Genomic DNA, 232 nt, shown 5'->3' with positions numbered 1-232 from the left:
CGCCGTAGTTCATCGAGGGGCCCAGCCGCGTGATCTGGCCGTTCTTCACGGCGGCCTCCAGGTAGCAGTTGTGCGTGTCGTTCGGCGTACAGGTGAGCATGAACGAGTCGTCGCGGTCCCACACCTCGCGGTAGTGGGACTCCCACTCTTCGTTCGGGTACGCCTCGAAGGGGCTCCGCCGGCCCGGGAACGGCCCGGGGTCGTCCCCCATCGTGAGTCGAGTGCTCCCGAG

1 protein-coding gene is annotated in these 232 nt (G+C 67.7%); it reads right to left on the bottom strand.

The annotated features are described in order from the left end of the window. Window positions 1–232 (bottom strand): hypothetical protein (locus EXE42_RS18045; RefSeq protein ID WP_137707141.1); only part of this gene is annotated, 232 nt, incomplete at both ends.

The sequence above is a fragment of the Halorubrum sp. SP3 genome (assembly GCF_005435195.1).
GTDB classification, from domain to species: Archaea; Halobacteriota; Halobacteria; order Halobacteriales; family Haloferacaceae; genus Halorubrum; species Halorubrum sodomense.
The sequence above is the reverse complement of the archived record's forward strand: the minus strand, read 5'-3'. Positions and strand labels throughout refer to the sequence as shown.